Here is a 19,369-nt window from a genome sequence, read left to right on the forward strand (position 1 = left end):
GGAAAGTTAAAATCTTAGGAATCTGTATTTTCAAACATAATCAATTTGAACTGAACATGGAAACCGCCAATACCATACACTGTTTTCGGAATGCTAAATCTTTCATTAGTGATACATAATTGTTGGTTTAGCGCCCACTGACTTGTTTTTAAATCCGAATAGTCGCTCTTTTGAAATTCGATGAACTAATTTATGTTTTTAAGCAAGCAATAAATTTAATTGAGCATAGCCATGCAAAGAGAATGGACAGAAGATGATTTGAAAGAAATAGCCAGTCAGCTTGGAAATCCTACCGGAAAGGGTGGTGTGAAAACCGGCGAAATGATGAACCTTAGTAACAATGGGATGATCGCTACAACTGTGGCGTTGCTTGGTATCAGGGCCGGGCACACCGTTCTTGAAATTGGTCCTGGTAACGGCAAACACGTGAGTGCCATCCTTGAATCAACCGAAGAGCTGCAATATACAGGACTGGATATTTCGGAGACAATGATTGCAGAAGCCACGCAGCTCAATAGTACTCGTGTGATGGATGGATCCGTTAATTTTGTACTTTCTAATGGGAAAACGATTCCTTTTACCCCGCATTTTTTCGACAGGATTTTCACCGTGAACACCATTTATTTTTGGAAAGATCCGCTTCATTATGCCAAAGAAATTTTACGTGTACTGAAACCCGGCGGCATCTTTAATCTTGCCTTGGCCGACAAATCTTTTATGGAAAAATTGCCGTTTACCAAATATGGCTTTCAGTTATATGACCGTAAATCCGTTGCCAAACTGATGACCGGCGCAGGGTTTGAAATTGTTGATGTTATTGAACAGATTGATATCACCGTTGGTAATATGGGGCAACCTGTGGAGCGGGATATCATGGTGTTAATTTGCAGGAAAGGTAGTGGTTGATTTTTAATGAATTATTGTGAAAAGTTTTTCACTACAAAAGAGAACAAAAGTTCACAACAGGCCTTTTGTTCTCTTTTGTGGTTGATATAGAATCCAGTTAGGATTCCTCGCCCTTATTGAGAATGCAGATTTTTATGAATAGATTTGGTAACGCTGTATTCTTAATTTTTCTCTGCTTCCAATGACGAAGTTCATTACACTCTGTATTCTAACCGGTTTATTTTCCTTAAAAACCTTAGCTCAATCTTCTGAGGAGCGCATTAGTAAGGTAAAATCAGCCATACCGGTTATTGAAAAACTTTATCAGGATTATGCTGAAAAGAATCGTATTCCAGGTTACGCCATTGGAATAGTGGTTGATGGAAAGCTGGTGTACGGAAAAGGGGAAGGTTATACAGAGATCGACAAGTCTACAAAAGCCACTGAAAAGTCGCTATTCAGGATAGCGTCGATGTCAAAAAGTGTGACAGCAATGGGCATTCTGGCACTGAGAAACGAAGGCAAACTCAAACTCGATGATCCGGCCTGGATGTTCATCCCCGAACTGAAAGCGATGCCTTCACTTACTAGTGACTCGCCGCCCATTACCGTGCGCCACCTACTCACACACATGGCCGGTTTTCCGGAGGATAATCCCTGGGGAGACAGACAGCTAGATACACAGGATTCTGATCTGATCGCTTTGATAAAGAAAGGTATATCGTTCTCCAATACTCCGGGAATCGGTTACGAATACAGTAATTTGGGTTTTGCCTTGCTTGGGCGAATTATCACCAACGTTTCCGGCAAACCCTATCAGCAATATATAAACGAGAAGATATTCCGACCCCTGGGAATGACGCACACCATTTGGGAGTATACCGAAGCTCCAAAGGATTTGCTCGCACATGGATACCGATTTGAAGACGGGACATGGAAGGAGGAGGAACTGGAACACGACGGGACTTACGGAGCTATGGGAGGGCTCATTACATCTATCGACGACTGGGGTAAGTATATGGCTTTTCATTTATCGGCATGGCCGGCAAGTTCCAAGCCTGAGACTGGGCCCGTTTTAAGAAGCGACGTGCGGGAAATGCAGCAACCCTGGAATTTCAGCGGATTAAATTCCAACTTTAAATACGCCGATGGGCGTCTCTGTCCGGTTGTATCAGCTTATGGATATGGCCTGCGCTGGACGAGGGATTGTGACGGGCTGGTTACTGTGGGACACAGTGGAGGTTTGCCGGGTTTTGGAAGCAATTGGCAAATTCTCCCTGAATACGGAATTGGAATTGTTTCCAATGCCAACCGTACGTATGCAGGGATGTCTGGAATTAACACAACCGTGCTTGACACATTAATTACATTGGCGCAATTGAAACCCATTCCCCGTACTGTTTCCAGAATACTGACCCAACGAAAAGACGAGCTCGTTAAACTGTTGCCAGCCTGGACAAATGCAGAGAAGTCAGGTATTTTTGCTGAGAATTTCTTTCCCGACAAGTCTGTCCGTCACCGGAAAGCTGAGCTTGATGCTATTTATGAAAAAGCAGGTGAGATTTTGTCCATAGGCGAAATAATCCCGGAAAATCAGCTGAGAGGTTCTTTTATCATGCGCGGCAGAGTGAGTAATGTGAAAGTATTTTTCACCCTTTCACCGGAAAACCCGGCACTGATTCAGCTACTTGATTTCTATTTAGTCAAATAAGAAAGGCTGCCTCAAAACGAATCATTTATTTAACGGTTGAATTAACCTATTCATCGGCGGCGCCTCAGGATTTAGATTGATTAATTTGTGCCCTACAACTAAATCGATATACACAATGAGAGAAGTAATGCTGATACTTCATTTTACTGGTCTTACCATGGGACTGGGAACGAGTTTTGCACATGGTTTTTTGTCGATTGCCACATCTAAAATGTCTCGGGATGAGGCAGTCAGGTTCCAGATGCATGCCATGGTTTTGAGTAGAATGGGACATATTGGACTAGGATTGCTCATCCTCTCGGGATTCTACCTGATCACGCCATATTGGGCTATACTACCAACTACTCCATTGCTTATTTTAAAGTTGGTTCTGGTCGTGGTCCTCACCGTATTAATTGCGCTTATTGGTATTTTGACCAGGAAAGCACGTACCGCGAATGCGGATCAAGAGTTAAAAAAAATGGAAAGCTTGGTAAGATGACGCTCATTGTTGGTGTTGCAATCGTGATTCTGGCTGTGTATATTTTTCATTAGAGAAGCCAAGAAACTACAAAACCGCCACTGAGCGGTTTTGTAAATATGCACAAGAAGAACATAGACTTAGCTTCAATTTGTAATTCCAATGTAGATTTTTTCGATATAGGCCTCCACCACACTCCCGACCTGACTGTACGGGTATGTCGCTCTGGGTAGCGCCAAGGTTGTCTCATCATTGTCAATGAAGAATGAAGTAGATGTGATAATTGTGATTGGTCTCAATCCCCCAAAGTTCTCTATCTTATATGGGAAGAGCATGGAAACTGTTACATCTCTGCTTTCACCAATTGCCATGTCCAGGGTCACTGGATCTCCAAATTTTATCCTTTCGCCATACGTATCTCCTGGAGAAGATGGCGTATGTAATATTCGTTTTCCGGAAGAATTATGTGTATAGCCAATCAGATAGCCAACATTAACTGGAAAAGATGGGCTTGCTACGCGTTTTATTCTTATGCGAATGTCAAATGTCGCTGCCCCTGTCTGACCCTCTACATTACCTGCATAAGTGTTTGTTTTTGCCTGAAAACGGGAGATGCCAATACTTTGCGCATCGGCGGTAACAGTTGCAAGAACTGCTCCATCCTTCGACAAAAAGTCAATTTTCTCAATAATAAATTCACAGGGATACAGGCGATCCGAGCCGTCAACGGCTTTGCATTTGGATTCTGGAAGGTTGTCGGGTGTCTCAGGGAGTTCATGATCGGTGCATGACAGAGCCAGAACAAAAAGACTTAACAGGAGCAGATGGCATCCTTTCGTGGAGAAATTTCTTGTGTTCATTGATCAGTGAAGTTTAAGGTAACAAAATAATAATCTTTGTATAGCCTGTATTTTCACTAAAACTAATGGATCTTTTCTTCGGTTTCAGTTTTACTTAGTTAACGGCTGTGAACGTATACAGGAAAGTCTATTCAACATTTGTCACAGCTACTTCTGTGGGAGAAACGTTTACAGGACGATTGCGATATTTAAGATACACATAAACAATGGTAGGAATTTGAAACAGAGATCCCAGCAAGGATCCTTCGAATCCAAACTTGCCGCCATTCCAAATGTTTGCTTCATTGTAAGTGGTGGTGATTAAGGAATATTGATCTTGACCGCTAACATTAAAGCCAAACAGGCACTGGAAAAAATTCCAGCTAAAATGCAGGGCTATTGGAAGCCACAAACTTCCGGTACGCAAGTAACAAAGCCCGAGTAGTAACCCAGCCAGGAAAAGCGAAATGATGCCCGCCAGATCGAGATCAGAATTGAAGATGTGCATCAAACTGAAAAGAAGTGAAGACACAACAAGTGCTATATACTTGTTGAAGGAAACCATCAGGTTTTGTAGCACATAACCGCGGATGAAAATTTCTTCATTCACAGAAACAAATATGAAAAGTAAAATGGCAATAAGAATCTCGTAGGTACTATAAGAAAAATCGGTGATCTGGAGTTGGCCTGTGAAGAGCAAAACTGTCAAACCGATGAGCATGATGACAAGTCCGAGCCAAACACCGGTGAAGATATCTTTCCCGGCATGTAACCAGTTTAATCCAAGATCTGAAAACTTCTTTTTGTCTACATACTTCAAGAAAATGGCCAGGAGAACAAGTGTGCCCAGTAACGTGAAGCTCATCACAATGAGTGTTTGTTCACTGGTTTTTGTGTCGAGATTTTTGGTGAAATCCATTCCGGCCACATAGAGACCAAGTCCGTTAAAGCCGCCGACAATTAGAAAGTAGGGGATTAAAATGAGCAAAACCCGTTGCCATCCACGGTTGCTGTAAATTTGCTTTTCCAATTTTTATGTTTGTGAAATGTTGGATTGCAAATGTATGGCATTTGTGTGAATAGGGGTCCTGAATTTGGATGCTTTTAACGAAGCTTGAACACATTTTCAATTCAAAACCTTGAACAACAAACTTGTCAGAAAGTCAGAGGTATACTCACTTTTATTCTGTGATTTCACATCTGTAAGTTTTGGCAAGAAATTACAAAAAAACTGCTGGGAATGAGCCGTTTCTATGAGTGTGCTGCTGAGTGAATGAGGATAGTCATAGTCGGGCTTGTATTCCTTGATCACTTCTGCAATTTGTGCACAAAGGTCCTTGTAAGGTTTGAAAACTTCATTTTTATTGAATTCGCTTACCTCTTTCACCAGATAAACTTTGCTGCTCTCTGCAATCACAATGTCGTTCAGAAACTTTTTGCTGTAATCCAACCGACCCGAACTTTCTGGTAAATCATGTGTAAGAAGATCTGTGATGGTCTTCAGCTTCACCTTTTTATCTGTAACATTCTGAAGCCGGAACACAACGAGAAATTCCATGTAGCTCCAATACCAGTTCAGAATATACAACAACAGACGGTGCTTGTTTTCGAAATAGCGATAAATCGTGGCCTCTGTGGTATGTATTTCAACTGCCAGTTTCTTGAATGTAAAGTGTTCAAATCCAAGTTTATATATCAGATCGATTGCGCTTTTAACAATGTGCCGGCCAATTTCAGTACTCTCCGGATCACGGAGATATATACTTTGATTGAGGTGAAAGGAAACTTGAAATTCCATAAAACGCCATTTATTTTGACAAAGTTGCAAAACTTTTTCAAATGAAAGTTAAAATTACATTAGAAATGTTTAAGCTATTTCTAATGATAGTATTACTATTAATTATAGTTGTATTGTTATCTTTGTGAAAAAGAACATTCCATGCAAAAAGTTACACCTTTACAAAGGCTATGGAGGCTCATCAAACTTGAGAAACCAGAAATTGTATCCATCTATTTCTATGCGATACTAAGCGGGCTTATTCAGCTGAGTGTGCCTGTTGGTATTCAGGCAATTATAGGTTTTGTATTGGGCGCATCAATGGTTACGTCTATATATGTTCTGATTTTCCTGGTGGTGCTTGGGGTCGCTGCCGTTGGAATCCTTCAGATCAATCAGATGAAGATTATTGAGAAGATACAGCAAAAAATCTTCACCCGGAATGCCTTCCAGTTCGCAGATATCATTCCCCGCTTCGACCTTTTAAAAACAGATTCCTACTATTTACCGGAGAAGGTGAACCGTTTTTTTGACACCCTGAATGTTCAGAAAGGGCTGTCCAAATTACTTTTGGATGTACCCATAGCCAGTATTCAGATTATATTCGGCTTGCTGTTGCTTGGTGTTTACCATTCCTTTTTTATCATTTTCGGTTTAGTACTGTTGCTGATTCTATGGCTGATCTTCTACTTTACAGGTAAAGACGGGCTGGATTCCAGTCTGGAGGAAAGCAGATACAAGTATCGGGTGGTGGAATGGCATACTGAAATGGCCAGAAGTATCAATCCTTTCAAAGCAAGCACGGAATCTCACCTTAACCTGCGTAAAACGGATGATTACGTGACGGGTTACCTTAATTCCCGGACGACGCACTTCAGGGTGTTATTATTTCAATACAAAACACTGGTTTCATTCAAAGTTGCCATTACATTGGCGATGCTTTCTGTTGGTACATACCTACTTTTAAGCCAGCAGCTGAATATTGGTGAGTTTATTGCTGCGGAAATCGTTATCCTGACTGTGATCAATGCAGTTGAAAAGCTTATAGTCAGTCTTGAAAGTGTATATGACGTAGTTACTGGTCTGGAAAAAATAGCGACTGTTACAGAAGGACTCACAGAAGGAAACGGAGATGTGAAGTTCAGCCAAACGTCCGAAGGACTGGACATCGAATTGAACGAACTCTCCTTTAGTTATCCGGCAGGACGCAAAATTTTTGAAAACTTTACGCTCAAAATCCCGGCAGGAAGCACGATTGCGATCGCTACCGGAGAATCTACCGGAAAAACGTCTCTCCTGAAAGTGCTTGCAGGCTATTACCGGGATCTGGGCGGTTCGTTTATGGTCAACAACATTCCGCTTACCAATTACGATTCAGAATCTCTGCGCAGCAATTTCGGTGTTTACCTCAATCAGAAAGAGATTTTTGGTGGAACCGTTTTTGAGAATATCACCATGGGTAAAACAGATATTACGCAGCAGCAAATTATTGATTTTGCTAAAAAAACAGGGTTGATTAAACATTTGAAATCTCTGCCGGACGGACTTACTACGGTGGTTAGTCCCGGAGGAAAGCAACTTCAGGGACGTACGCTTAGAAGCATATTGTTACTCAGGGCATTTATCGGCGAGCCAAAGGTATTGATCCTGGAAGAGCCATGGGATCAAATGGATGGAGAAACCAGAGGTAACCTGATCGCATATCTACGGAGTCTTCCCCAGCATGTGACGGTTGTCGTTGCCACAAATGACGAGGAATTTTCCGCTGAAAGCGACTATATCATTTCCCTGAAAGCCGGGATTGCAAACATTACTAAAAACTAATAAAATGGATCAGGAAAAATATCAGATTCCTTTAAAGTCCTTTGATCAGATATACAAGATTAATGACGACAGTAAAATCCGGAAATGGTTTTTTGGCTTTTGTCTTTTCATGATCGCTATTCTTTTCCTTCCCTGGACGCAGAATATCAAGTCCAAAGGAAACGTTACGACGCTTTACCAGGAGCAGCGTGCACAAAATATAAATTCTCCGATTCCTGGTAAAATTGCCAAATGGTCGGTGAGAGAAGGTGATTTCGTCAAGAAAGGAGACACCATCATGCAAATCACGGAGATTAAGGAAGATTATCTGGACCCCAATCTGATTAACCGTACCAAACAGCAACTGGAAGCAAAGAAAGGTACGATTGAATTTTATGAAAAAAAGGCGGAAACGTCCGATTTTCAGATCAGCGCCCTGAACACTGCCAGAAAACTAAAAATAGATCAGCTGAACAACAAGTTGAAACAGCTGGATAATAAATTGGAAGGTGAAAAGGCCGAGCTGGCAGCAGCAACAAATGAATTTGAACTCGCCAAAAACCAGTACGAAAGACAGCAAAAGATGTATGAGGAAGGTCTGGTGTCTCAAACGCAGCTTCAACAAAGAAACCTGGCTTTTCAGAACGCGCAGGCAAAACGGATCATGGTCGACAACAAGCTTGCTCAGACACAGCAGGAGGTGATTAATACCAGAATTGAGCAGAATAGTGTTGAGCAGGAATATGCTGAGAAAATCAGTAAGGTTCAGGGAGATCGTTTTCAAAGCATGAGCAACATTGCCACAGGTGAAGGGGAAGTAGCCAAGCTGGAAAATCAGGTTAGCAATTACACCATCCGGAACGAAATGTATATTATTCTGGCTCCACAGGACGGACAAATCGTGCAGGCCAGCAAGGCGGGAATAGGGGAGATTTTAAAGGATGGCGAACGGATCGCGATTATCGTTCCTACGCGGGTACATTATGCAGTTGAGATGTTCGTAGAGCCGGTTGACCTGCCGCTGATCAGCGTGGGGCAAAAAGTCAGATTTATGTTTGATGGTTTCCCGGCTATCGTTTTCAGCGGCTGGCCCAATAACAGCTACGGAACATTTGGCGGTAAAATTGTCGCTTTTGAAAACACAATCAGCCCCAATGGTTTATTCAGAGTACTGGTGGAAGAAGATAATACCGATAAGGACTGGCCGCCACAGTTGAAACTGGGTACAGGTGCGCAGGGGATTGCGCTGCTCAAAGACGTACCGGTATGGTATGAGTTATGGCGGAATATCAATGGTTTCCCTCCCGACTACTATAATCTGCAGGAAGTCAAATCGAAGAAAAACGAAACAGTTAAAATTAAGTAATGCACCGTTCTCCTAAATTATATTTAGTTTTTGGCACCTTAATCTTCCTGCTTGTTAGCGGTCGGGTTATGGCGCAGGACTCCCTTATGCAGTTCAATGCTGAACAGGTTCTTGAAATTGTCAGAAAACATCATCCGATAGCGCGACAGACGAACATTGGGATTGAACAATCCCGGGCAGATATCCTGATTGCAAGAGGTGCGTTTGATCCGGTTATAGGGGCATACGTATCGAAAAAAACCTTTGGAGGTACCAATTATTACAATCAAACCTCACCTCAGCTGTCCATCCCGACCTGGTTTGGGATTGAAATCCATTCCGGTCTTGAAAACCTCACAGGCAGCCGACTGGATCCTACCATGACGGCTGGTAAATCCAGCTACGTTGGTGTTACCATACCGCTGGCCAAGGACCTGTTGATGGATAAAAGAAGAGCCTTTCTTAAACAAGCACGAATTTTCAACACCATGGCTGTCACCGAGCAGCGGGCAGTCGTTAACGACCTGCTGATGAATGCCATGGAAACCTACTGGCTTTGGGTCCGCGCTTACCAGACATTCAAAATAGTCGAAAATAACGTAGCTGTAAATCAAAGAAGAATGGAGCTCGTCAGGAGAGCTTACACAAACGGAGAACGACCTGCGATTGACACCACCGAAGCGCTTACACAACTGCAAAGCTTCCAGTACCAGCAAAATGAGAAATGGCTGGCTTTCCAAAATGCCGGTCTGGAATTATCGGCTTTTTTATGGACAAAAGATAATCAACCTTACGTACTGCCCGTTTCGGTTATTCCACAGGATGGCTGGGAGAATGAAACCAATATAAATTCCTTCAATACGCAACTGGACGGATTACTTTCCATCGCCTCGAAGACTCATCCCGAAATTCAGCTATATGACGCCAAGCTGGATGTACTGGATATTGAAAAGCGACTGAAATTTCAGCTGCTATTACCAAAAGCAGATTTTACTTATAATCATCTAAGCAAAGGATACGGCATAGTTTCCAGTGAATATGTCACGCCGCTTTTTGATAACAACTACCGTTATGGTTTCAAATTTGGCTTACCACTGCGCCTTTCCGAAGGAAGAGGTGAGTACCGAAAAGCCAAACTTAAAATAGAAGCAGCCAACCTGGATCTGGATCAAAAACGGCTGGCTGTTGAGCTCAAAGTGAAAAGCTATTATAATGAACTGACAAACTTAAAGGCTCAGATAGCGCTTCAAAGTAATAATTATCTCAATTACCAGCAGCTGGTAAGAGCTGAGGGGATGCTTTTTCAAAATGGAGAGAGTTCGTTATTCCTGATTAACACAAGAGAAAATAAAGCGTTGGAAGCGCAGGAAAAACTGGTTGAGCTTAAAACCAAGTACTACAAGACCATTTATGCGCTGCAATGGAGCGCCGGCTTGCTGGCTTTGTAACCGTTGCCGGCTTTCATTATAAGTTCATATAATAATTCCATTTTTTTGCGTTATCTGTACATCAAAACGAGACAGATATTAGATGAAAAAGGTATTGCTTTTTGTTGCAGGAGTGATGTTGGCGACTGTTTCTTACGCTCAGGAAACAACGCAGAATAAAACGGATCGAATTGTAGAGGTAACCAAAACAACCGCCCATAAAGTGGGCAACGGCGTAAGGAGAGGAGCGGCGATTGTAGGCGAGGAAGTATCGAAGGATGCTAAAATCGTTGGTGCGGAGTCAAAGAAAATAGCCAAAAAAGTAGCCGTTGGCGCAGAGCAGGTATATGACAAGACCAAACAGGGCGTAACAAAGATTGCGGAAGATGTGAAAAATCAGAAGTAACATGGAGCCTCTTAATAACAACAGCCCCGGACAAGAATCCGGGGCTGTTGTTCGTGGTTACTAATACCGAATGACTTCTATTGTTCGGTTTTTGATCATTTCTTTTGAAGTGAATAAAGTACTCCAACATTCAATGATACAGCCCGATTCTGAACTGTACCGTCAAAATCCTGATAGTTATCCTTGTTTACCAAATTGGTAAGACCAAAATGGTAACGAGCCTCAGCGAAAACTTTGAAGGATTTTATAGGTAATGCAACTCCAACACCACCCGCAATTCCGTAATCAAATTTGCTAAAATCTTCATCAAAATCATCCTCAGGTCCAGACTCATCCTCTTCAACTATTGTGCCGTTTTCAGAATAGCTATAGCTGGATTTGCCTTTCACTTTACCTGTTCTGTAACGTATTTCAGGTCCAAGATTTATAATGGTTTCAAACCTTCCCAAACGTGGATTCAATTGAAGCAATAGTGGAAGTTCAAAATAGTTGGTTGCAACATCCAATTTTTCAATGTCTTCAGTTGTGCCATCACTGGATTTGTATTTAGAGTGAGTCAAATACTTTGTACCAAGCTGGGTGTAACCGGGCTCTAACTGAATCTTAAAAAGTGAATTTAGAGGAACATTTACCCGAAATGCACCATTCAGCCTTGTTTTGGATTGGGATACACCATATGTTTCGGATGTATGAAATGAAAATTGGGCGATGTTCGCTCCGGCTCGAAAGCCCAGAGATATTTGGGCATCCACTTTTTCTATATGGCTCAATTGAAGCATAATTGCCACAATTATTATGGTATATAATTTCTTCATTGGTCTACGAAAATTTTAAAAATTAAAGATTCTTCTTTTGGTTAGGTGTCTGTATCAGTCGATACTTTTCAATGGAATGAGAACACCGAAATTGACTGATCCATAACTGTTTCTGATCTTGAAATCTTCATCCAATGGAGCAATAATATCAGCGAATCCCTGGTGGTACCTGCATTCACCAAAAAGTTTAATGTTTTTGACCATAATGCCAATTCCTATGCCTGCGGCCAGGCCATAATCCACTTTTTTAATTCCTTCGGAACCTCCACTCATTGCGTTGATGGACGATTCTGCATCCAAAATGTTGTCAATGTATTCGTAACCAGTGTATTTGCTTCTCATCGGTTTTGTGAGCAATCTCACTTCTGGTCCCAATGAAAACAACGTCTCAATTTTTCCAATTTTGTAACTGTATTGAAAAAGAACGGGCAGTTCAAGGTAGGACAAATAAGTATTAGCCTCGCCCACGTGCTTATACACGTGGTTATTAATTTCTTCGGTATATTCTGTTTCGTGACCACCCCCAAGTTGTGTAAAACCAGGCTCAATTTGCAAACTCAGTGATTTACCAAGAGGCAGATTGAATAGCACAGCAAAGTTTAACTTTGGCTTGTAAGAATTAGTAACTTCTGTCTCATCTGATTCAAGGTTAAATCGCGAAGCATTACCGCCAATCCGGAAACCATATTGAACCTGTGCATCGGCGTAATTGAAAGTAGCAAAGGTGAGCGGGAGATAAATGAAGAGGGTTTTGTACAGCTTAATCATATTTTTTTTGGTTAACTAAAAATGACAGTTTAGATTCTATACGTAAAACTAACTTGATCGTCACATGAGAAATATTTTTCAACAATTCCTTATATGGTAAATTCTGAAAATGATCTTCAGGGTTTCGAATAGCCATTTATATGCTAAATTGCGGCTCAGGCAATACATTCACCAATGTCGAAAAAGCAGGCGAACATTCCAAGACTTGATATTTGTACTCTTTCTGATTCCAGAAAAGACGATTTGATTATCAGCAGACTGGCTGATTATCTTGAGGAGCATCAGAATCTGGTATTTCCGCACCGCCATAGTTTCTATCATCTGGTATTTTTTACAAAAGGGGCAGGATCGCATACCATAGACTTCCAGCGATTTGATGTCCAGTCATTTCAGATTTATTTCATGGCACCGGGACAGGTTCATTCCTGGGATTTCGAGGGTGAGATGCAGGGATATGTGGTTAATTTTTCCGGTACTTTTTTTCAATCTTTCCTGCTGCGACCGGAGTACCTCGAATCCTTTCCTTTCCTGAATGGTCTGACGAGTGATAGTGTGATCAACCTGCCTTCGCAATATGGAACGGAAGTTTCAGACCTGTTTGAAAAGCTGATTGACCAGTCTATACATCAGACCGTAATGCAGGAGGATATGATCCGCATATTGCTGTTGCAGATATTTATTACCCTCGAACAAAGTCACTACAATACTCCGTCACAAACCTCCAAATCTGCTCAGAATACCACAATCCGTAATTTCAGTAAACTTGTTGAGAAGAATTTTCTTGAAATGAGACTTCCCGGCGCGTATGCCAGTCTGCTCAATGTAACGCCCAATCATCTCAATGCCTTGGTAAAAGAAAATCTCGGAAAACAGGCAGGGGAGGTGATACGCGAACGCATCCTCCTGGAAGCAAAAAGGCTGTTGGTAAACAGGGATTTGAGCGTATCGGAAATTGCTTACAGACTCAATTTTAATGACAACTCCTACTTTACCAGGTTTTTCCGAAAGTATGGGGGAATAACACCGGAGGCTTTTCGCGAAAAATCGGTTCAAAATCAAACATCCTGATCGTTCACTGCTCCGGCATTAATCACATCTATTCTGTAACATTTCTCTCAACAGGCTTGATGAACAATGCCAGCCAGGACCGGCGTGCCAATCGGTAAAAGTAGGGCGTAAGCAGTACCAGAACCGGGATGATACTGAAAAGGAAGTAGTCGATGTACTCTTCAAAAAAGTTCACATATATCAAAAAGTACACGAGCATAAAAATTACGTAAAATGCGTAGCTCATATACAAAGCACCCTGATAAAAGCCAGGTTCAGGAACCAGGTTTTCACCACATTTTGGGCAATGCTTATTCATTTTATCGAAATTCCTAAGACTGTATGCACTCTTGGTTATGAAAAAATCACCCTCGCCGCAACGTGGACATTTATTGAAGAGTACGCTGTACATACGGTTTGTAGCTGCCATGACTATATCAGGTTATTTGTAATAAGTGTTCATGACAGCATGTTTTTCTGCCTGTATGAACTCTTGCAAAGTTCATTATTTTCCAATGTAATACTAAACACTAATGCTGTATTCTATGGTACTAATCAACGATTATGGGAACGATGCAACGTGAAAGCCGATCTGCATGCGAAGCAGGCTGAACGAAATAATGACAATAGCTAGAAAAGTTTAGGGCATTAAGCTACAGAGTTACTTGTTTTCGTTCAGCCGCCTGTCGGGTGTAGACCAGATGTATTCAATCCATTAATATAGTTGGCTATCTCCTCAATACCATAAATAAAGTCTACACCAATGAAGTTGATCACATTTTGAGGCATGACAGGCATTTGAGCTGTCTCAGGATCCTGAGCAATCACCAATCCACCCGCCTTTTTTATTGCCAGCAGACCGGCCGTACCGTCTTCATTAGCACCCGAGAGAATGATGCCCACAGCACTTCTACCGTATACATCGGCCACCGTTTCAAATGTTACATCCAAACTCGGGCGGCTGAAATTCACTTTTTCGGAATAGTCAAGAGACAAAGTAAAGTCCTTCTCAACCAATAGGTGGTAGTCGGCCGGAGCCAGGTAGATGTTACCGGGCAATATCTGATCTTTGTCGTCAGCTTCCTGTAATGGCAATGTAGTTTTGCTTCCAAGAAGATCGGAAAGGGAAGAGTCGGCTGTGCTTCTGCGATGGAGAATAATCAGGATAGGAACCGACAGATTTTTCGTCAACAGAGGTAACAGTCTGAATAGCACTTCCAGACTTCCCGCAGATCCGCCGATGACTACGATCTTTACGGGATTTTTCACACCACTTTCTTCCATATTTTCTCGCGGTTAAGCTGCTTGAAATTGTCCTGTACGGCCGAAAATTTCAGGGTTTCCTTCGAACCCAAAGCGAGATGTCCCAGTGAGCCCAAACTCGCATCAAAAAGTTGTAAAACGCGGTCTTGTAAATCTTTATCAAAATAGATCAGCACATTCCGGCAAAGTATAAGGTCAAACTCATTAAAGGAGCTGTCGGACACCAGGTTGTGTGTTGAAATAATTATTTTTTCAGCCAAATCCTCGTTAAACTTGGCCTGTCCGTAATTTGCTATGTAGTAGGCCGAAAAATCGCCCAGACCTCCCGAAGCAATATAACTTTCTGAATACTGCTTCATCTGGTTTAACGGAAATACCCCTTTTCTAACTTTTTCAAGTACGCTGGGGTTCAGGTCAGTAGCGTAAAGCAGCGATTTATGCAGCAAACCAGCCTCTTTAAGCATAATCGCCATCGAGTATACCTCTTCACCTGTGGAGCACCCCGCATGCCAGATTCGTATAAATGGCTTCGTCGCGAGTACCGGAAGTACATCCGTTCTCAACGACAAATAAAACGTAGGATCCCGGAACATCTCCGTTACGTTAACCGTAATCTCCTCAACAAACCTTTTCAGATAGTTGGTATCTGCTTTGACACGATAGCGCAATTCCGCAAAACTTGGGAATTTATCAAGAGAGTATAACCTGTTAACACGCCGTTTGAGCGACGCGCGTGAGTAGCTGGTAAAGTCGTAACCGTGTATGTCGAACAGGTCAGTAAGTAAAAGTTCGATCTCATCATCCTCAATCATTGCATTCAAATTTTCTCTAACAACTGCAATAATTGATCCACATCTATGGGTTTTGATACGTAGCCGTCGGCGCCAGCTTCAAGGCACTTCTCGCGGTCGCCCAGCATGGCCTGAGCCGTTACCGCGATAACGGGGGTATCTTTCCTTTTCTCCAAACCTTTAATAATTGGAATTGCCTCGTACCCATCCATGTCGGGCATCATCATATCCATCAAAATGACATCAATAACCTCGTCGCTTTTAAGAAGTTCAATTGCTTCGGGAGCACCTGGCCTTGAAACGCACTCGTACGACTTTGCTTTTAGCGTTGCAGTAAGTGCAAATATATTTCTTGCATCATCGTCTATGATCAACACCTTTTTTTTGCTCATATAGCTTATTTATTCGGGTAAGGGAAGTTAGTCAATCAAAATTTTTCATATAACCACACTCTCAGCAAAGACATGAGCTGATCGATATCAACTGGTTTTGTGATGTAATCCGACGCCCCTGCGTTAATGCACTTTTCTCTGTCGCCGGTCATGGCTTTGGCAGTAACAGCAATTACCGGCAGATTTTTCCATTTATAGTTCTCACGAATCCGTTTTGCCGTTTCGTAGCCATCCATTTGCGGCATCATCATGTCCAGCAGCACCACATCAATATCGGGATTTTCGTGAAGCTTTTTCAATGCTTCCTTGCCATCCAAAGCTGTAATTACATTCATCTTGTAGTTTTCCAGCGATTTGGAAAGTGAAAATATGTTCCTTACGTCATCGTCTGCGATCAGGACAGTCTTGTTATTTAATATCTCGCTCAGTGCTCCAAGTTTGCGGAAATCGCTCACCTGCACCGGTTTTTTGTTCTCTTCAACAACATGCAAAAACAACGAGACCTCGTCGAGCATACGCTGATAGGAGTGCGCTGTTTTGACTACAATAGAATCTGCATATTTTTTAATCCTAAGCTCTTCCGGCATCGACAGACTTTTCCCGGTGAATACAATGATCGGAATATTTTCAAAACCAGGGTTCTTCTTGGCCTCTTCCAGGGTTTCGTATGCACGCTGGTCAGGAATTCCCATATCCAGAATAACGCAATCCACCTCGTTGTTTTGTAGCGCTTCCACACCTTCGGAAATATTGCCTTTCAGCTCCGAGTTTATATTGAAAGTACTCAAAAAGTATGCGAGCGCCTTAGCATGTTTGCTGTTATCTTCAACGATAAGCACTTTCTTGGATTTTCTGCTGATCACATATTCGATTTTCTCAAAAACCTCCTTCAAACGATCAATCACCATCGGTTTATCAATGAAGTCAACTGCGCCTTTGAGCAAACTTTCATTTTTCATCCTGTGCGATGACATGATGTGTACGGGAATATGGCGGGTTTCAGGATCCTTTTTCAGGGCATCCATCACCTCCCAGCCGCTCATGACCGGCAGCTCAATATCAAGCAAAATGCCCATTGGTTTAAAAGCACCTGCTAATTGTAAACCTTCATCACCTCGTACAGCCACAATTCCTTTGTATCCTTTCTTTCTTGTATATTCAAGAAGGGTTCTTGCAAAAAGCGTATCATCCTCTACAATCAGGATTACCCGATCTCCATCGATAACATCGTTACGATCATCCGGAATGTTTTCCGGGATCACTGTGCTTAAATACTGCGCCTGCTTTTTATTTTCAGGAGCGGGTGCAATGCTTGCTTTCTCCTGTTTTGGAGCATCGTGGTTAATCAAAGCAAACTCCTGCCGTGTTGGAACAGTCACAGTAAACTCGCTTCCTTGGCCAGGTTTACTACTAATACCTATTTCCCCACCCAGCAATTTTACCAATTCCCTGCTGATGGACAGACCTAAACCGGTTCCTCCATATTTTCTCTTTGTCGAGCCGTCTGCTTGTTGGAACGCTTCAAAGATGAGGTGCTGTTTCTCAGCGGCGATCCCAATTCCGGTATCTTTCACTGTAAAGCAGACCTGATTCGGATCTTTTGCTTTGGTGATTTCAATTGTTACAGAGCCCTCTGATGTGAATTTCAACGCATTGGACACCAGATTTTTGAGTATCTGTTCCAGCCTTGTTCTATCCGTTTCTATTACCGGCGTTACATCGTGCGCAATGTTAATGCCGAAATCCAGTCCTTTATCCTTGGCTACCGGGCCAAAAAGTGACTGTAACCCATGCGCAATTTCTTTTACAGATGTGTTGACGTATTCAAGCTCCATTTTGCCGGCTTCAATTTTCGAGAGATCCAGAATCTCATCAATCAGGCCCAGCAAGCCATTGCCGGAAGACCGGATCACTGTTGCATACTCAATCTGATCGGCGCTCAGATTTTTTTCCTCATTTTCTGCGAGCAACCGGCTTAACAGCAATATAGAATTTAATGGTGTTCGAAGTTCATGAGACATGTTCGCCAGAAACTCTGATTTGTAGCGGGTTGTAATTTCCAGCTCCTGTGCTTTTTTCTGTATTTCGAAATTCTTTTCTTCAAGTAATACGCTTCGCTCTTCCAATTCCTCGTTGGTTTGCTGCAATTCTTCCTGTTGCACCCTGAGCTCTTCCTCTGACGCCTGTAACTTTTGCGACTGCGCCTCCAGTTCTGCATTCAGATTTTCCAGTTCATTATGTTGCGTCTGCAATTCCTCGGATTGTGCCTGGGTTTCTTCCAGGAAGTTCTGAAGTTTAACGTAATCCAGTGCAGCGTTTATTCCAGTGGCAATAGCTTCAAGGTTTTCCTTGAGAAACTGTATCTGAAGTTCGGTGGGAGTGGTGAGCAATCCAAGTTCTATCACACCAATACATTCCCCTGAATAAATAAGTGGCAGTATGGCAAGTGCAACTGGCTTCGCCGAGCCGATGGTTGAAGTTACTTTAACGTAGTTTTCAGGAATGTCCGTAATAATTACCGGTCTTTTTGTAGCAATGGCCTGTCCGGTGATCCCATTTCCTGAGAAAAGGTATTCCGGAGCATTAATAGCAGCGTAGGCGGCAGTTAGTTTAAAATTCCAATCTTTGTCCTGTATATAGATCGTTCCCATTGGGGCGTTCATATATCCCGTCAGTGCTGATACGAGGTTCGAGGAGAGATTTTTCAGAATCCGTTCACCACGAATTGCGTCCGCAATGGCCATGCTTCCCGCCTGAAGCCATGCTTTGTCATTGAGATCGTTAAAGGTTTGTTCCAACGATGCGGTCATTCGGCTAAGCGCGTAAGCAATACGTCCCAGATCGTCATCTTCTCTGTCCACGATTCTTGCAGAATAATTACCTTCGGAAATTTCCCGGGTAATCTCCTCCATTCTTGATATTCTGATACGGGTATTGTTATATCTTTCTTCTTCAATTTGTTGTTGCGCAAGACGCTGTGCCATGTCACGTTTTATCCGGAAGTAAGCGAATGCGGTGATCAGTATCGAAACCAGTGCGGCAAACAGCAATAAGAACGGCGTATACTGGATGTAAATTTCCTGTTGGCTCAATCTGTTTTTGAGCATATTTTCCTCCTCAGTCTTGACCTGATCCACAATGAGGCGGACATCGTCCATGATCTTCTTCCCACGTCTCATTTCTGCCAGCCTCTGTTCGGACGAAAGCATGTAGCTGGCGTTGTTTTTGGTCAGATCAATCACCCGATCCATTTGTGCATACCTTGCCTCATACCGTTCTTTGAGCGGCTTCAGTGCTTGTTGCTGAATAGGGCTATCTAGTGTAAGCGCTATCAAATTGTTATATGCCGCGGTGGTTTTTGCGTATGAACCGGTATATGGCTGCAAAAAACTTTCGTCCGACGTGAGCAGGTAACCCCTTTGGCCGGTCTCAGCATCTTTTATGTAAGAGATTATATTTTCTGCTTCTATCAGAACCTGATTGGTGTGGTTTACCAGCTGGGAATTGTGAATCAGCTTTTGTGTGCTGTAAAAGGAAGCGACGAGGCTGAGAAGCAGTAATACTACCGAGGCTGTGAAAACAACCTGGAGTTGGAAAATAATGGAATTAGAAGTTCTTTTCATGTTGGGCAGTAGGACTT

General features: G+C 42.5%; 18 protein-coding genes. 8 read left to right on the forward strand and 10 right to left on the reverse strand.

The features are described from left to right. Positions 1-231: 231 nt before the first annotated feature. The 3 genes from LZG71_RS00570 (at position 232) to LZG71_RS00580 (ending at position 3,077) form a co-directional block, all read left to right on the forward strand. Positions 232-906: a class I SAM-dependent methyltransferase gene (locus LZG71_RS00570; protein WP_233816079.1), complete on the forward strand. Its 675-nt coding sequence runs from the start codon at positions 232-234 to the stop codon at positions 904-906. 181 nt (positions 907-1,087) lie between these two features. Beyond that, positions 1,088-2,596, forward strand: coding sequence for a serine hydrolase (locus tag LZG71_RS00575; RefSeq protein WP_233816080.1), 1,509 nt, complete (start codon positions 1,088-1,090; stop codon positions 2,594-2,596). A 115-nt stretch (positions 2,597-2,711) separates the two neighbouring features. After that, entirely contained in the window at positions 2,712-3,077 is a 366-nt protein-coding gene (locus tag LZG71_RS00580) for a hypothetical protein (protein ID WP_233816082.1), read from the forward strand. A 125-nt stretch (positions 3,078-3,202) separates the two neighbouring features. Here LZG71_RS00580 and LZG71_RS00585 read toward each other — a convergent pair whose 3' ends face one another. The 3 genes from LZG71_RS00585 to LZG71_RS00595 all read right to left on the reverse strand — a co-directional run bounded on the left by LZG71_RS00585 (position 3,203) and on the right by LZG71_RS00595 (position 5,693). After that, complete coding sequence (locus tag LZG71_RS00585; RefSeq protein WP_233816084.1) at positions 3,203-3,916, reverse strand: hypothetical protein; 714 nt, start codon at positions 3,914-3,916, stop codon at positions 3,203-3,205. Positions 3,917-4,043: 127 nt separating this feature from the next. Then, on the reverse strand, positions 4,044-4,925 hold the full coding sequence (locus tag LZG71_RS00590) for a CPBP family intramembrane glutamic endopeptidase (RefSeq protein WP_233816086.1): 882 nt from the start codon (positions 4,923-4,925) through the stop codon (positions 4,044-4,046). A gap of 96 nt (positions 4,926-5,021) precedes the next feature. Beyond that, positions 5,022-5,693, reverse strand: a complete 672-nt coding sequence (locus tag LZG71_RS00595) for a TetR/AcrR family transcriptional regulator (RefSeq protein WP_233816088.1) — start codon at positions 5,691-5,693, stop codon at positions 5,022-5,024. 141 nt (positions 5,694-5,834) lie between these two features. On the opposite strand from LZG71_RS00595, the gene LZG71_RS00600 reads away from it, so the two are divergent. From LZG71_RS00600 to LZG71_RS00615, 4 genes are all read left to right on the forward strand, one after another. Further along, positions 5,835-7,496 (forward strand): peptidase domain-containing ABC transporter, encoded by a 1,662-nt coding sequence (locus tag LZG71_RS00600; RefSeq protein WP_233816089.1) that lies wholly within the window; start codon positions 5,835-5,837, stop codon positions 7,494-7,496. A 4-nt stretch (positions 7,497-7,500) separates the two neighbouring features. Further along, positions 7,501-8,841, forward strand: a complete 1,341-nt coding sequence (locus LZG71_RS00605) for an HlyD family secretion protein (protein ID WP_233816090.1) — start codon at positions 7,501-7,503, stop codon at positions 8,839-8,841. Between the two features lie 68 nt (positions 8,842-8,909). Continuing rightward, entirely contained in the window at positions 8,910-10,268 is a 1,359-nt protein-coding gene (locus LZG71_RS00610; protein ID WP_233816091.1) for a TolC family protein, read from the forward strand. A gap of 82 nt (positions 10,269-10,350) precedes the next feature. After that, a complete protein-coding gene (locus LZG71_RS00615; RefSeq protein ID WP_233816092.1) occupies positions 10,351-10,653 on the forward strand; it encodes a hypothetical protein in 303 nt (100 codons plus the stop codon). A 95-nt stretch (positions 10,654-10,748) separates the two neighbouring features. On the opposite strand, the gene LZG71_RS00620 is transcribed toward LZG71_RS00615, so the two are convergent. After that, on the reverse strand, positions 10,749-11,468 hold the full coding sequence (locus LZG71_RS00620) for a porin family protein (protein ID WP_233816093.1): 720 nt from the start codon (positions 11,466-11,468) through the stop codon (positions 10,749-10,751). Positions 11,469-11,522: 54 nt separating this feature from the next. Next, on the reverse strand, positions 11,523-12,236 hold the full coding sequence (locus tag LZG71_RS00625) for a porin family protein (protein WP_233816095.1): 714 nt from the start codon (positions 12,234-12,236) through the stop codon (positions 11,523-11,525). A gap of 174 nt (positions 12,237-12,410) precedes the next feature. On the opposite strand from LZG71_RS00625, the gene LZG71_RS00630 reads away from it, so the two are divergent. Further along, a complete protein-coding gene (locus LZG71_RS00630; RefSeq protein WP_233816096.1) occupies positions 12,411-13,304 on the forward strand; it encodes a helix-turn-helix transcriptional regulator in 894 nt (297 codons plus the stop codon). Between the two features lie 28 nt (positions 13,305-13,332). Here LZG71_RS00630 and LZG71_RS00635 read toward each other — a convergent pair whose 3' ends face one another. The 5 genes from LZG71_RS00635 to LZG71_RS00655 form a co-directional block, all read right to left on the reverse strand. After that, complete coding sequence (locus tag LZG71_RS00635) at positions 13,333-13,713, reverse strand: DUF983 domain-containing protein (protein ID WP_233816098.1); 381 nt, start codon at positions 13,711-13,713, stop codon at positions 13,333-13,335. Positions 13,714-13,958: 245 nt separating this feature from the next. Further along, positions 13,959-14,567, reverse strand: a complete 609-nt coding sequence (locus LZG71_RS00640; RefSeq protein ID WP_233816099.1) for a chemotaxis protein CheB — start codon at positions 14,565-14,567, stop codon at positions 13,959-13,961. Continuing rightward, positions 14,549-15,358: a protein-glutamate O-methyltransferase CheR gene (locus tag LZG71_RS00645; RefSeq protein WP_233816100.1), complete on the reverse strand. Its 810-nt coding sequence runs from the start codon at positions 15,356-15,358 to the stop codon at positions 14,549-14,551. The genes LZG71_RS00640 and LZG71_RS00645 overlap by 19 nt, the downstream gene beginning before the upstream one ends. Before the next feature lie 5 nt (positions 15,359-15,363). Continuing rightward, on the reverse strand, positions 15,364-15,729 hold the full coding sequence (locus tag LZG71_RS00650; protein ID WP_233816101.1) for a response regulator: 366 nt from the start codon (positions 15,727-15,729) through the stop codon (positions 15,364-15,366). Between the two features lie 35 nt (positions 15,730-15,764). Then, positions 15,765-19,352, reverse strand: a complete 3,588-nt coding sequence (locus LZG71_RS00655; protein ID WP_233816102.1) for a response regulator — start codon at positions 19,350-19,352, stop codon at positions 15,765-15,767. Positions 19,353-19,369: the final 17 nt, after the last annotated feature.

The organism is Dyadobacter sp. CY312, assembly GCF_021390535.1.
Taxonomy (GTDB): domain Bacteria; phylum Bacteroidota; class Bacteroidia; order Cytophagales; family Spirosomataceae; genus Dyadobacter.

Coding starts and splice junctions, on each gene's coding strand:
- LZG71_RS00615 (WP_233816092.1), top strand. CDS start 10,351: ATGAAAAAGGTATTGCTTTTTGTTGCAGGAGTGATGTTGGCGACTGTT.
- LZG71_RS00620 (WP_233816093.1), bottom strand. CDS start 11,468: ATGAAGAAATTATATACCATAATAATTGTGGCAATTATGCTTCAATTG.
- LZG71_RS00655 (WP_233816102.1), bottom strand. CDS start 19,352: ATGAAAAGAACTTCTAATTCCATTATTTTCCAACTCCAGGTTGTTTTC.
- LZG71_RS00640 (WP_233816099.1), bottom strand. CDS start 14,567: ATGGAAGAAAGTGGTGTGAAAAATCCCGTAAAGATCGTAGTCATCGGC.
- LZG71_RS00580 (WP_233816082.1), top strand. CDS start 2,712: ATGAGAGAAGTAATGCTGATACTTCATTTTACTGGTCTTACCATGGGA.
- LZG71_RS00625 (WP_233816095.1), bottom strand. CDS start 12,236: ATGATTAAGCTGTACAAAACCCTCTTCATTTATCTCCCGCTCACCTTT.
- LZG71_RS00610 (WP_233816091.1), top strand. CDS start 8,910: ATGGCGCAGGACTCCCTTATGCAGTTCAATGCTGAACAGGTTCTTGAA.
- LZG71_RS00600 (WP_233816089.1), top strand. CDS start 5,835: ATGCAAAAAGTTACACCTTTACAAAGGCTATGGAGGCTCATCAAACTT.
- LZG71_RS00630 (WP_233816096.1), top strand. CDS start 12,411: ATGTCGAAAAAGCAGGCGAACATTCCAAGACTTGATATTTGTACTCTT.
- LZG71_RS00595 (WP_233816088.1), bottom strand. CDS start 5,693: ATGGAATTTCAAGTTTCCTTTCACCTCAATCAAAGTATATATCTCCGT.
- LZG71_RS00605 (WP_233816090.1), top strand. CDS start 7,501: ATGGATCAGGAAAAATATCAGATTCCTTTAAAGTCCTTTGATCAGATA.
- LZG71_RS00650 (WP_233816101.1), bottom strand. CDS start 15,729: ATGAGCAAAAAAAAGGTGTTGATCATAGACGATGATGCAAGAAATATA.
- LZG71_RS00645 (WP_233816100.1), bottom strand. CDS start 15,358: ATGATTGAGGATGATGAGATCGAACTTTTACTTACTGACCTGTTCGAC.
- LZG71_RS00635 (WP_233816098.1), bottom strand. CDS start 13,713: ATGGCAGCTACAAACCGTATGTACAGCGTACTCTTCAATAAATGTCCA.
- LZG71_RS00575 (WP_233816080.1), top strand. CDS start 1,088: ATGACGAAGTTCATTACACTCTGTATTCTAACCGGTTTATTTTCCTTA.
- LZG71_RS00570 (WP_233816079.1), top strand. CDS start 232: ATGCAAAGAGAATGGACAGAAGATGATTTGAAAGAAATAGCCAGTCAG.
- LZG71_RS00585 (WP_233816084.1), bottom strand. CDS start 3,916: ATGAACACAAGAAATTTCTCCACGAAAGGATGCCATCTGCTCCTGTTA.